Annotated in this window: 9 protein-coding genes; 1 reads left to right on the top strand and 8 read right to left on the bottom strand. The window is 69.1% G+C overall.

Annotation, left to right across the window (positions count from 1 at the left end; all coding sequences use genetic code 11):
* Nucleotides 1-160: 160 nt before the first annotated feature.
* The 5 genes from ABZ896_RS08660 to ABZ896_RS08640 form a co-directional block, all read right to left on the bottom strand.
* Entirely contained in the window at nt 161-1,054 is an 894-nt protein-coding gene (locus ABZ896_RS08660) for a hypothetical protein (protein ID WP_360924050.1), read from the bottom strand.
* Nucleotides 1,051-1,776, bottom strand: a complete 726-nt coding sequence (gene sigM, locus ABZ896_RS08655; RefSeq protein ID WP_360924047.1) for an RNA polymerase sigma factor SigM — start codon at nt 1,774-1,776, stop codon at nt 1,051-1,053. Before sigM ends, ABZ896_RS08660 begins: the two co-directional genes overlap by 4 nt.
* Nucleotides 1,777-1,806: 30 nt before the next feature.
* Nucleotides 1,807-3,522 carry a protein kinase family protein gene (locus tag ABZ896_RS08650; RefSeq protein WP_360924044.1) on the bottom strand — a complete coding sequence of 572 codons (1,716 nt, stop codon included), beginning with the start codon at nt 3,520-3,522 and terminating at the stop codon, nt 1,807-1,809.
* Nucleotides 3,523-3,640: 118 nt separating this feature from the next.
* Nucleotides 3,641-5,920, bottom strand: a complete 2,280-nt coding sequence (murJ, locus tag ABZ896_RS08645; RefSeq protein ID WP_360924041.1) for a murein biosynthesis integral membrane protein MurJ — start codon at nt 5,918-5,920, stop codon at nt 3,641-3,643.
* A gap of 44 nt (nt 5,921-5,964) precedes the next feature.
* The gene (locus tag ABZ896_RS08640) at nt 5,965-8,331 is read right to left on the bottom strand and encodes a DUF6049 family protein (RefSeq protein ID WP_360924038.1); all 2,367 of its coding nucleotides are present in this window, start codon (nt 8,329-8,331) and stop codon (nt 5,965-5,967) included.
* 257 nt (nt 8,332-8,588) lie between these two features.
* On the opposite strand from ABZ896_RS08640, the gene ABZ896_RS08635 reads away from it, so the two are divergent.
* A complete protein-coding gene (locus ABZ896_RS08635; RefSeq protein WP_360924035.1) occupies nt 8,589-10,025 on the top strand; it encodes a CCA tRNA nucleotidyltransferase in 1,437 nt (478 codons plus the stop codon).
* A gap of 82 nt (nt 10,026-10,107) precedes the next feature.
* Here the strand turns inward: ABZ896_RS08635 and ABZ896_RS08630 are convergent, their stop codons facing one another.
* From ABZ896_RS08630 to ABZ896_RS08620, 3 genes are all read right to left on the bottom strand, one after another.
* Entirely contained in the window at nt 10,108-11,373 is a 1,266-nt protein-coding gene (locus ABZ896_RS08630) for an MFS transporter (protein WP_360924032.1), read from the bottom strand.
* Nucleotides 11,374-11,461: 88 nt separating this feature from the next.
* Nucleotides 11,462-12,544 carry an inositol-3-phosphate synthase gene (locus ABZ896_RS08625; protein WP_360924029.1) on the bottom strand — a complete coding sequence of 361 codons (1,083 nt, stop codon included), beginning with the start codon at nt 12,542-12,544 and terminating at the stop codon, nt 11,462-11,464.
* Between the two features lie 44 nt (nt 12,545-12,588).
* Nucleotides 12,589-13,269: a PadR family transcriptional regulator gene (locus ABZ896_RS08620; RefSeq protein WP_020119509.1), complete on the bottom strand. Its 681-nt coding sequence runs from the start codon at nt 13,267-13,269 to the stop codon at nt 12,589-12,591.
* Between the last annotated feature and the right edge of the window lie 128 nt (nt 13,270-13,397).

The following is a 13,397-nucleotide window of genomic DNA, read 5'->3' as shown; positions in this document are numbered from 1 at the left end:
CCTCGTCTCTGGACTGCGTCGTCGGACCGGTGGAGCCCCTTTCAGAACTCTCACCCCACCCAACGGATCCTAAGGGGCGCGCATTCCCGGTGTGTCCGGGCACACGGCGAGGCTCACACCGTACGAAATACCACGGGGGAGGAAGACGAAGCGTGCGCGGTCAGGAGTGCGTATAGGAGCGCTTCAGCAAGACCTTCGCGGTGCTCGTCGGAGCCTTGTCCACGCAGGACGAGTCCATGAGATACGCGGTCACGCGGGTGGGATCGTCGGCGTCGCGCACCACCACGAGCAGCGCCTCCGTGCTCCGGTAGACACCGCCCTCGGTCGCGAGCGTCGTCCCGCTGTCGTCGACGCCCTTCTTGATGCACGGGGGCACCACCGGCTGGCTCTTCGTCACGAAGGGCTGGTCGCCGCTGCTGGGGACGGACTCCACGCCCATGCTGTGTTGCGGAGAACGCGCTCCGCCGGTGGCGGACTGCGACTTCGCGAGGAGATCGGTGACCTGGTTCTCCAGCGTGCTGTCGGAGAAGGTGTCGGCCGCGGAGGTCTGGCGTCCGTCCGACGGCTTGCCGTCGTCCAGTGTGGACAGCAGCACGGAACCGAATCCCAGAGCGGCGACCGCGAAGACGGCTCCCAGAACGGCGGTCCTGCGACGCCCGCCGCGCCGCCTCTCCTTGCGGCCGGGGCCGGTGGTCGAGGAACGGGCGTGGCCGGAGGGACGATCCGTGGCTGTCGATGTTTCACGTGAAACATGCGTGCTGTCGACGAGGGTCGGGCCGTTCACGGCGTCAGGAGCTGTGGCCTGCAGGAGAGCTTCCGCGGCGAGGGCGGCGTCGATCCTGCCGGCGACGTCGGCGGGCATACGAGGCGGACCCGGCAGAGTGCCGAGCAGGCCGCGGATCTCCTCCAGCGACGCGTGGACATCCGCGCAGAGTTCGCACTCGTCCAGATGCCGTCGCACGTCCGCGGTCCTGGACGCGGGGAGCAGGCCTTCGGTGAGGTCGGAGATCTCCGCGACGTCCGGGTGCCCGGCTGTGTCTGTCGTGGATGTCACGCTCGCCCACCTCCGCCCTTCACTGCAGCTGAATCGCTTGATCCTGAATCCGGCGGGCCCTGTGACGGCGGTCCCGCTGCGGGTGGGACGGATGTCCCCTGCGTCCGGTTCCGTCCGGCGCCCGATTCTCTGGAATCGCCGGAGCTTTCCGGCCGGAGATGAGTGAGGAGGGGGAGAAGTCTGGCTCTGCCCCGGGCGCAGCGGCTCTTCACCGTGCCCGTCGGCACGTCGAGCATGCGGGCGGCTTCGGCGACCGGGTAGCCCTGCATGTCCACGAGGACGAGGGCGGCCTTCTGGTCGGGCGGAAGGGTGCCGAGGGCCTCCAGAAGCTGCCGGTGGAGGTCGTTGCGCTCGGCGGGCGCCGACGCCTCCTCGTGCGGCTCCAGGAGCTGCTCCAGGCGCTCGGTGTCGTCGACCGGAGCGGTCTTGCGGGAGGCCGCCTTTCTGGCCCGGTCCAGACAGGCGTTCACGGTGATCCGATGCAGCCACGTCGTGACGGCCGACTGTCCCCGGAAGGTGTGGGCGGCCCGGTAGGCGGACACCAGAGCGTCCTGAACGGCGTCAGCGGCCTCCTCACGGTCTCCCAGCGTCCGCAGGGCCACGGCCCAGAGGCGATCCCGATGGCGCCGTACGAGCTCACCGAAGGCGTCGGGGTCGCCCTCTACATGTCGGGCCAGGAGGTCCTGATCGCTGGTGTCTTCGTACGCGCTGCCATCTGCCATCGGACCCCCTCCCTTTGTCTCGGTGACGCCTCAGCCCGTGAACTTCACGTTGGTGATGGCTTGCTTGTAGCCGGCGTCGCTGTAGTTCGTGGAGTCCTGCCCCGAGTACGGCAGCGCGGTGAGCCACACCAGCACGTACCGCGACTTGACCGTCTTGCTGACCTTCACGGTGGCCGTGGTGCTGCTCGTCGTGGCCGTACCGATCTTCTCCATGGAGCTCAGCGAGGACGGCGTCAGCGAGTCGGCCGCGTACAGATCGACCGTCGTGTGGTCGCCGCCGTACCGGAGGGACAGCGTCGCGGTCGACACGTCCTGCTCGGAGCCGAGGTCGTAGACGATGCCGACACCGGGCTTGATCACTATCTTCGGACCGTCCTTGTAGGAACTGGTCCGCCAGCCCGTCGTCATGCTGTCGTCGTACGTCAGCTTCACGTCGCCGGGATGCTGAGCGTCGCCCTCGGCGACGTACTCCTCGGCGTCCTGGATCGCGAGCGTCTTCGTGGGCTTCGGCGACTCGCTGTTCTTGTCGCCGTCGTCGGTCGTCTGGGTCTGGTTCTCGTCCGATTTGTTGCCCTGGTCCATCAGCGCGTCCGCCAGTTGCCAACTTCCCAGGCCCAGCGCGGCGATGAGGAGGGCCGAGACGGCCCACTTCAGCGCCCGGCCGGTACGGCTCTGGAGCGGAGGAGGCGGGGAGGGAACGGGCTGCGTGACACCGGGACGCGGTGCCGGGCGGCCGTAGGTGCCCTGCTGGTACGTCGTGCGCTGGTACTCGGGCGGGGCCGTGAACGTCGGCTCGGGCGGGCGGATGCGGGGCATCTCGCCGATCGCCTTCACCAGCTCCTCGGGAGTGGTGCACGCCGACTCGTGCCGGGAGGCCGTCGCACCGTCGTTGGCGAGCGCCCGCATGGACAGCTCGGACAGGCCCCGGTGGACACCCGCCCGCACCTGGTCGGGTGCGATCAGGCCGACGTCCTTGGGCAGTCCGGTCAGACCGTAGGCGTCGCTCTCGTAGGGCCAGCGCTGGGTGAGCGCCGCGTAGAGCAGGGCGCCGATCGCCTCCGTGTCCGCACGCTGCGGGGTCTCCGAACTGATGCCGCGCAGGGCGGCGTTCACGGCGAGGCCGCGGATGCGCCACTGCCCGGACGAGGTGCGCAGGACCGCGTTCGGGTTCAGCCGCAGATGGGCCAGACCCTCACGGTGGGCGGCCGCCATGGCCGAGGCCACCTGACTGACCATCTGGAACGCGTCGTACGGCTCCAGCGGGCCGGAGGCGAGCAACGGGGTCAGTTCGGTGGCGTCGGGCAGCCATTCGTGGACGACGTAGACGAGGTCGTTCTCCTCGACGGCGTCCAGGACCTGGACGAAACGAGGGTCGCCCAGCAGCGCGGAGGACCGGGCCGCCGCCAGGACGGAACGCGCGCGTGCGTGGTCCGCGGGCAGGACATGGACGCCGACGGCGCGACGCAGTTTCTCGTCGACGGCCCGCCAACTGCTGAATCCGTCCAGACGGGTGACGCATTCCTCGAGGCGGTAGCGTCTGGCGAGCTTGTGGCCGCTGTGCAGCTCCGGCGGCGACGCCTTGCCGGGTTCCTCGGTCCCACCACTCCCCTGTGCCTCGACGTCTTCCGTGTCCCGCTCCCGGTTCTGGGCCACCCCGTCGGCCGTGGACTGGTCCGCCTTGGCGGTCAGCGGCTCGTCACCGCTGTTGTCTGCCACGTCGACGGCAGCCGTGCTCCGTTCCGCCACCGTCGTTCCTGCCTCCCCATCCAATGCGCGCCGTGTGACGCGGAATCCAATTGTGCCCACAGTCCGCCGCTATGCACGACACACGGTGGCGGACGATGGTTGTGCGCTTACCCCCGCCTCAGCGCCCCAGGCGCCCCCGCACCATTCCGACCAGTGAGTTCAGCTCCTCGATACGCATCTTGCGGGCGGCGACGAAGAAGATCCCGAACAGGATCGCACCGCCGGCGACCAGTGCGGCGAACGAACCGAGAACACCCTGGCCGAGCGAGTGCGCGATGCCGTAGCAGGCCGCCCCGCTGAGCAGCGCCGCCGGTACCGAGGCGATGCAGAGCCGGGCGTAGGTCCGCAGCACGCGGCTGCCGTCGAGGTCGCCGCCCAGGCGCTTGCGCAGCCGCCGCCAGGCGACGCCGACGCCGATCACGTAGGCGAGGCCGTAGGAGGCCGCCATGCCGGCCACGGCCCAGCGCGGCGGCAGCACCACGTAGCACAGCGCCGAGGCGCTCGCGTTGACCGCGGCCACGATGACCGTGTTGTAGAAGGGGGTTCGGGTGTCCTCGTAGGCGTAGAAGGCGCGCAGGACGACGTACTGCACGGAGTACGGGATCAGGCCGAGGGCGAAGGCCATCAACATGAAGCCCATGTTCGTGGCTTCGCTGGTGCCCGAGGAACCGAAGATCAGGGTGCACATCGGGACGCCGAGGGCGAGGAACCCGAAGGAGATCGGCACGATCGCGACGGCCGTCGTGCGCAGGCCCTGGGAGATGTCGTCGCGGACGGCTCCGGAGTCGTTCTCGGCGGCCGAGCGGGAGATGCGCGGCAGAAGGGCCGCCATCAGGGAGACGGTGATGATGGCCTGCGGCAGACCCCAGATCAGCTGGGCGTTGGCGTAGGCGGCGAAGCCCGTGCCGTCGATCGGCGAGGCCTTGCCCGCCGCAGTGGACAGCTGGGTGACGACGATCGCGCCGGCCTGGTTGGCGAGGACGAACAGGACGGTCCACTTGGCAAGCGTCACGGCCTTGCCGAGGCCGTGGCCCTTCCAGTCGAAGCGCAGCCGCATCCGGAAGCCGGTCTCGCGCAGGTAGGGGATCATCGCCAGCGCCTGGACGACCAGGCCGAGCAGGACGCCGACGCCGAGCAGCCGCTGGCCCTCCGGCGGGATGTTCGTGACCTTCATGCCGGAGTCGGCAGCGGTGCCGTAGACCCACATGAACATGCCGAGCGTCACGATGATGACGATGTTGTTCAGGACCGGGGTCCACATCATCGCGCCGAACTTCCCGCGGGCGTTGAGGATCTGACCCATCACCACATGGATACCCATGAAGAAGATCGAGGGCAGGAAGTAGCGGACGAAGGTGATGGCGACCTCGTTGGCCGCCGGGTCGCCGGAGACCGAGTCGGAGAGCAGCCGGATCAGCAACGGGGCGCCGAGGATCGCGAGCCCCGTCAGTACGCCGAGTGCCACCATGACCAGGGTCAGCAGCCGGTTGGCGTACGCCTCGCCGCCGTCCTCGTCCTCCTTCATGGCGCGCACGAGCTGCGGCACGAAGACCGAGTTGAGGCCGCCACCGACGGTCAGGATGTAGATCATCGTCGGCAGCTGGTAGGCCACCTGGAAGGTGTCACCGAGCAGACCGACACCGAGCGCCGACACGATCAGCGCCGAGCGGACGAACCCGGTCAGGCGGGAGACCATCGTGCCGGCCGCCATCACGGCGCTCGACTTCAGCAGGCCCGCGGCCTTGCCGCCCTTCGTGGCGGGAGCCGCGGCGGATTCGGCAGCCACCGGAGCGGCCGGCACGGTGCCGAGGTTCATCGTCTCGTCGGCGGAGGGAGCGGGTGCCACCGGTGCCTGGTACTGCGGTGCGGGAGACGGCACGGCGGGCCCCGCCGGACCGGGCACGGACGGGGGCCCGGGCGACGGACCGGGGCCGCTCTGCTGCTGGTCGCGGAAGAGATGGGCGAAGGCGTCCGGCTCGTGCCGCTCGTCGCCGGCCTGGGTCACCAGGTCGTCGACGCCCACGAACTGCGTGGTGCGCGGGTTGTCGCCGTACGGCAGGTACTGCGTGGGCCCCTCCGGCTCCGGCGCCGGGGTCTGCGCCCACACGTTCGGGTCGGGCGCGTACGGCGACTGCTGCGGACGGCCGTACAGCGGCTGCTGCGCCTGGTAGGTGCCCGGCGCCGGCGGAGGGTGCGCGGCCCGGTCGTAGAGGGCCTCGGAGACCGGGTCCTGGGCGTTGAGGTCCTGGGACCGGTAGGGGTCCTGGTCGTAGGCGTCCTGGAGGTACATGTCCGCCGGAGCCTGCGGCGGTACCTGGCCGTGCCCGGACGGCGGACCCTCGGGGTGCCCCGAGCTGCCCGCGCCCTGGCCGCGGTCACCGTCGTACGGCGCGTTCATGGTTACCCCACCTCATCGTCCCTGGCACACCGGCCACGACATCCTCAACGGTCCACTCTCTCACCCGTGCCGGACGGGTCGGCGCTTTCCGCAGGGGTGTCCGGGGTCGGGTCACTCGGCTGCTGCGGGTCGTCTGCCCCGGCTCCGGTTCCGGACTCCTTGGTGAGACGGTCCTCGGGGCCTTCGGGGTTCTCCGGCTCCGCCGCGGTCGCGTCGGCGCCGTCGGGGCCGTTCTCCTCGGCCTCCCGGGCGGCCGCCCGCTTGCGCTGGGTGTACATGCGGAAGCCTGCCAGCACGAGCAGCAGGACACCACCGCCGATGACCAGCATCACGGTCGCCGTGAACTCGGTGACCTTCACGTCGAACCGGACGGCCCGGCCGTAGGGCTGGCCGTCGTCCGTGTACAGCTGCGCGACCACGGAGGCGACGCCGTTGGCGTTGGCCGTCGTGGGGAACTTGATCGTCTGGCTGTGCCCGCCCGAGACCTCGACCGGCTGCTCGTAGTAGGACGAGCCGCCGATCTCCAGGCGGTTCGGGCTCAGCGAGGTCAGCCTCAGCCTCAGGTGGTGCACGTCCTGGACCAGGTAGTTCTGGACCGTCACCGGGATCGTGGCGCTGCGTCCGGAGAGCTTGGTCTCCGACTTGTCGATCAGGCTGACCTGGCTGATGAGGTCGTCGAGGTAGTCCTCCACGTCGTCGCGGAAGTCGCTCGCCTCGGCGGCCCGGCCGCGCCACGACGTGGACATCTCGCGGTTCATGGCCCGGCCGAAGGGGGTCACCACCCGGGACTGGTCCGAGAGGATCATCTGGAACTTGTCGAACTTGCCCTGTGTGCTCGCGATCTGCGTGAACGCCGACCGAGGCAGTTCCTGCTTGCGGAGCGAGGAGGGGTAGGCGGATGCCGAGGGCACCTTGGTGGTGGCGCCGGGGTCGGGCTTGGCGGCCGCGGCCGCCGTGAGGGTCTGGGTCTGGGACCAGGTGCTGCCCTGGAGGGCGGTGATCGCCTCGGCCATGGCGGTGGCCTGGCTCACCGTGGGCGTGCGCTGCGGGGCGAAGACGATGCTGCGTTGCTTGTTCGTCTGCAGGTCGAGAGCGAGGCTCTGGGCGAGGAAGCGCTGCACGGCGAGCGTGGCGGTGGAGGCCTTCGTCAGATCGCCCTGGAACGCCGTCGACAGCCGCGCGTCCGCGACCACCGCGGTGGTGCCGCCGCCGATGGGGCGGGCCGCGGACGGTGTGTACGGCAGACCGCCCGTCTCCTTGAGGCTGTCGCTGCGCGCGATCACCTTGTCGGCTCCGGCGGAGGTGGCGACCTTCACGATCGACGGATCGACGGCGCCGTCCACCGGCCAGGCGAAGTCGGTGCTCGGCGTCACGTGGAGCACGGTCTTCACCGTGGTGGCGGCGACGTCGGTGGCTTCGTCGAGCTGGCTGAGGGAGCCGGTGACCCGGGTGCCGTTGTGGGCGAGGGCGGCCAGGTCCGGGTCGGCGAAGGGGAGCGCCACGACCTCACGATCCTGCACCGCCGTCTGGAGGCGGGCCAGCCACGACTTCGCGACCGCCTGGTGCGTGCCGGCGGTCGTGGTGTCGCCCGTGCCCTGGATCCGGTAGGGGCGGGTCATGGCGTCGACGGACGCGAGCAGGTCCGGATCGATCACCCAGGTGACGTCGAGGCTCGTGCCCAGCGACAGCATCTGGTCCAGCCGCCCGCCCGGGGAGATCTCCTGAGCGAGGTCGTCATTGAGGAAGACCGGAGTCTGCTGTTCGTTCGACCCGGTCTCCGCCGTCAGGTGGACGGTGGAGACGAGCGGCCACAGGAAAGTCGTCTTCGTCCGGGTGTCGGCCTCGTCGGACTGCCACGGCAGGAAGGTCCGCTGGATGCCGAGGAGCTGGTTCCAGGGCTGTGCTGCGGTCTCGCCCGAGAGGGCGACGGCGAGCTGGTAGACGCCGTCGGCGCCGAGGTCCAGCTTGTCGACCGGGATGGAGAGGGAGAAGGGCTGGGAGACGCCCGGGGTCAGCTTCGCGAACTTCTGGAGGTACTTGCCGCCGATCTCGGAACCGGTGCTGCCCTGGAGGCTGTCGGTGTCCTCGGAGGCCGTGTCGATCATCGAGCGGGTGCTCAGCTCGGGGCCCACCCGCATGCCCACCTGGGCGCCCGTGACGGCCTGCTTGCCGTTGTTGGTCACGGTCCCCGAGACGGTCAGCGTGTCACCGTCCGTGGGAACGCTGGGGCTGAGGGTGTCGATGGCGACGGAGACCGTGCCGTTGTCGTCGGCCGCCTGCGCGGGCGCGGCGGCGGGAAGCTGGCAGAGGCCGGCCAGCAGGGGCACCCCCGCGAGCAGGGCCCCGGTGCGCCGCAGCCAGCGGCGGGCAGGTGAGGGACTCGTCCCCTGGAAGTCTGCCGCCTCGGCCACGCGCTCGCCCGTCCCTCGTCGTCGTCAGTGGTCGTCGGAATGTGCGTCCACGCATGGTAACGATGCGCGCTGAGGGGAAGTGCCGCGGAGTGCTCCACAAGATCGGCGAACACCGTCGTGCTGTCCCGAATGTGCACGTATGAAGAGGAGAGGACGCGTGAGTCTCCCGAGCAGACCTTGTGCAGGTCCGGAAGGGCGGTCCGTGCGCGTTTAATGGAGGAGCCCGCCCTCGCCCGGGCCACGTACCCTCTTCTGTTGTGCCGAACGCCAACGAAGACAGCCTCAGTGCCCAGGTGACCGACCACACGGTGAGCGAACCGCTACAGGTCGTGCCCGTCGCCGACGACCTCGCCTGTCGTTTCCAGGAGGCCGGGTTCTCTCTCGCCCTGGTCGGCGGCTCGGTCCGGGACGCGCTGCTCGGCCGGCTCGGCAACGACCTGGACTTCACGACCGACGCGCGCCCCCAGGACGTGCTCAAGATCATCCGTCCGTGGGCCGACGCCGTCTGGGAGGTCGGGATCGCCTTCGGCACGGTGGGGGCGCAGAAGGACGGCTACCTGATCGAGGTCACCACCTACCGGTCCGAGGCGTACGACCGGACCTCGCGCAAGCCCGAGGTGTCGTACGGCGACTCCATCGAGGAGGACCTCGTCCGGCGTGACTTCACGGTGAACGCGATGGCCGTCGCCCTCCCGGAGAAGAAGTTCATCGATCCGCACGGCGGCCTCGATGACCTCGCGGCCCGGGTGCTGCGGACGCCGGGTACCCCCGAGGACTCCTTCTCGGACGACCCGCTGCGGATGATGCGGGCCGCACGCTTCGCCGCCCAGCTCGACTTCGAGGTGGCGCCCGAGGTGGTCACCGCGATGCGGGAGATGTCCGGGCGGCTCGAGATCGTCTCCGCCGAGCGGGTGCGGGACGAGCTGAACAAGCTCGTTCTCTCGACCCACCCACGCAAGGGCCTGACACTCCTGGTCGACACCGGGCTCGCCGACCATGTACTGCCGGAGCTGCCGGCGCTGCGGCTGGAGAGCGACGAGCACCACCGGCACAAGGACGTCTACGAGCACACGTTGATCGTCCTGGAGCAGGCCATCGAGCTGGAGAAGGACGGGCCCGACCTGACCCTCCGCCTGTCCGCGCTGCTGCACGACATCGGCAAGCCGCGCACCCGTCGCTTCGAGAAGGACGGCCGGGTCTCCTTCCACCACCACGAGGTGGTCGGCGCCAAGATGACCAAGAAACGCATGACGGCTCTCAAGTACTCCAACGAGCTGGTGAAGGATGTTTCTCGGCTCGTCGAACTCCATCTACGCTTCCACGGCTACGGCGCCGGGGAGTGGACGGACTCGGCGGTCCGCCGCTATGTCCGGGACGCCGGCCCGCTGCTCGACCGGCTGCACAAGCTGACCCGCTCGGACTGCACGACCCGCAACAAGCGCAAGGCGGCGACGCTCTCAAGGGCCTACGACGGCCTGGAGGAGCGGATCGCCCAGCTCCAGGAACAGGAGGAGCTGGACGCGATCAGGCCCGACCTCGACGGCAACCAGATCATGGAGATCCTCGGTGTGAGGCCCGGTCCGGCGGTGGGCAATGCGTACAAGCACATGCTGGAGCTCCGTCTGGAGAACGGTCCGATGGAATACGACGAGGCGGTGGCCGCGCTCAAGGAGTGGTGGGCCGAGCAGGGCTAGGGCGTGAAACGGGGGTCATGTTTCACGTGAAACATGACCCCCGCTCCGGAAGGTCGAGGACAGCAAACCGAGGTGCGATGTTTCACGTGAAACATCGCACCTTCGTCATTGCTCCGGCGACTCCCGCGTACAGGACGGCGACGGTCACCACCAAGGTCGCCGAACGGCCGTCGGGGGGCAGCATCAGGGCGGCCACGGCGGCCGCGCCCACGAAGGCGATGTTGAACAGAACGTCGTAGACGGAGAAGATCCGGCCCAGGAAGCCGTCCTCGACCGAGGACTGCACGATGGTGTCCGTGGCGATCTTCGCGCCTTGAGTGGTGAGCCCGAGGATGAAGGCCGCTATGAGCATGGGGGCGGTGCTGAAGGAAAGGCCGAGGGCCGGCTCCAGGACCGCGGCCGCCGCCGCGCACACGACGATCCAGCGCTGCGGGCCGAGGCGCCCCGCGGCCCAGGGCGTGAAGACGGCGGCCGCGAAGAAACCGGCTCCGGAGATACCCAACGCCAGTCCCAGCAGGGCGAGTCCGTCGTCAGGGTTCGAAGTGAGCGTGTACCGGCAGAGCATCAGCACCATGACGAGCAGGGCGCCGTAGCAGAACCGCATCAGGGACATCGCGCCGAGCGCCCAGGCGGCCTGTCGACGTGCGGGATCGGCGAGGTGCCGTACACCTGCCACCAGGTCGCGGGCGGTTCCGGCTAGTGCCGAGGAGAGCCGGGGCTGGATCAACTCGCGGTCGGGACCGAGCAGTTCCGGCGCCATGCGCAGGGAGGCGAGGGCTCCGCACAGGTACAGCGCCGCGCCCAGCAGCACCACGGCGGCGTCGGAGTCGCCACCCAGCAGCCGGACCACGAAGGCGAGGCCGCCGCCCGCGGTCGCGGCGAGTGTTCCGGCCGTCGGGGACAGGGAGTTGGCGATGACCAGACGCTCGTCGTCGACGACCCGGGGCAGGGCGGCGGACAGTCCGGAGAGGACGAAGCGGTTGACGGCGGTGACGCACAGGGCCGAGACGTAGAAGAGCCAGTCCGGGGCGTCGCTGACCATCAGCACGGCCGTCGCGGAGGCCATCAGGGCGCGCACCAGGTTGCCGTAGAGGAAGACCTGGCGGCGTCGCCAGCGGTCCAGGAGGACGCCGGCGAAGGGGCCCACCAGGGAGTAGGGGAGCAGCAGGACCGACATCGCGGAGGCGATCGCGGTGGCGGAGGTCTGTTTCTCCGGGGAGAAGACGACGTAGGCGGCGAGCGCGATCTGGAAGACGCCGTCGGCTCCCTGGGAGAGCAGGCGCACGGAGAGCAGGCGCCGGAAGTCCCGGAAGCGCATGAGGACGCGGAGATCACGCACGACGGACATGGGGCACAGCCTCACATACGAGGAGGGTCCCCGGGTGATACCACCCGGGGACCCTCGACAGCCCTGGCAGGAGCGTTTTCAGCGAGCTCTAGCGCTCGACTTCACCCTTGATGAACTTCTCGACGTTCTCGCGGGCCTGGTCGTCGAAGTACTGGACCGGCGGGGACTTCATGAAGTAGCTGGAGGCCGACAGGATCGGGCCGCCGATGCCGCGGTCCTTGGCGATCTTCGCGGCGCGCAGGGCGTCGATGATGACACCGGCGGAGTTCGGGGAGTCCCAGACCTCGAGCTTGTACTCCAGGTTCAGCGGGACGTCACCGAAGGCGCGACCTTCGAGACGGACGTAGGCCCACTTGCGGTCGTCGAGCCAGGCGACGTAGTCGGACGGGCCGATGTGGACGTTCTTCTCGCCGAGCTCCCGGTCGGGGATCTGGGAGGTGACGGCCTGCGTCTTGGAGATCTTCTTGGACTCCAGGCGGTCGCGCTCCAGCATGTTCTTGAAGTCCATGTTGCCGCCGACGTTCAGCTGCATCGTGCGGTCCAGGACGACACCGCGGTCCTCGAACAGCTTCGCCATGACGCGGTGCGTGATGGTGGCGCCGACCTGGGACTTGATGTCGTCGCCGACGATCGGGACGCCCGCCGCGGTGAACTTGTCCGCCCACTCCTTGGTGCCGGCGATGAAGACCGGGAGGGCGTTGACGAAGGCGACCTTGGCGTCGATGGCGCACTGGGCGTAGAACTTCGCCGCGTCCTCGGAGCCGACGGGCAGGTAGCAGACGAGGACGTCCACCTGCTTGTCCTTGAGGACCTGGACGACGTCGACCGGGGTCTCGGCGGACTCCTCGATAGTCTCGCGGTAGTACTTGCCGAGGCCGTCGAGGGTGTGGCCGCGCTGGACGGTCACGCCGGTGTTCGGCACGTCGCAGATCTTGATGGTGTTGTTTTCGGAGGCGCCGATGGCGTCCGCGAGGTCGAGGCCGACCTTCTTCGCGTCCACGTCGAAGGCGGCGACGAACTCGACGTCACGGACGTGGTAGTCGCCGAACTGGACGTGCATCAGCCCGGGGACTTTCGACGCCGGGTCGGCGTCCTTGTAGTACTCGACTCCCTGAACCAGCGACGCGGCGCAGTTGCCCACGCCGACGACGGCTACGCGAACCGAACCCATTCCGGTTGCTCCCTGTGTGTACGAGTGAGGTCCTGGCAGGGACCTCACGTGGCGGTGTCGCCGGGCGTATCCGGACCGGGGGTGTCCCCGGGCCGGGGCAGGACGCCCGGCGCTCCCTCTGTGGTGTCACGAGTGGGCTCTCCATGGCCGGGGCCCTTTAGGTCCCGGCCGGCCCGCTCGCTCTCGATGAGCTCGTTCAGCCAGCGCACTTCGCGCTCCACGGACTCCATCCCGTGGCGCTGGAGCTCAAGCGTGTAGTCGTCGAGTCGCTCCCGGGTGCGTGCCAGCGAGGCACTCATCTTCTCCAGGCGCTCCTCCAGCCGGCTGCGCCGGCCTTCGAGGACTCGCATGCGGACGTCGCGCGAGGTCTGCCCGAAAAAGGCGAAACGAGCCGCGAAGTGCTCGTCCTCGTACGCGTCGGGGCCCGTCTGCGAGAGCAGCTCCTCGAAGTGCTCCTTACCTTCCGCCGTCAACCGGTAGACGATCTTGGCGCGACGCCCTGCGAGTGGTGCGGCGAGCGCGTCCTCGGTGGTGTGCCCCGGTTCCTCGATCAACCAGCCGTTCGCGACCAGCGTCTTGAGGCAGGGGTAGAGCGTGCCGTAGCTGAACGCACGGAACACGCCCAGTGACGTGTTCAGTCGTTTGCGCAGCTCGTAGCCGTGCATCGGGGACTCACGGAGCAGTCCGAGGACGGCGAATTCGAGGATCCCGGAACGCCGGCTCATCGTCGCCTCCTCGTCATGTCTCGCACCGATGTATCGACTCGATACATCAAGACGATAGAACGGCCTTCCGAAAGCGACAAGAGGAGGGATGGTGAACGGGATCACATCACTGATTCAGGTTGATCAAG

This window comes from Streptomyces sp. NPDC047072 (assembly GCF_040643855.1).
Lineage (GTDB): Bacteria > Actinomycetota > Actinomycetes > Streptomycetales > Streptomycetaceae > Streptomyces.
Note: the sequence above shows the minus strand (reverse complement) of the source record. Positions and strands in the feature narration are given on the sequence as shown.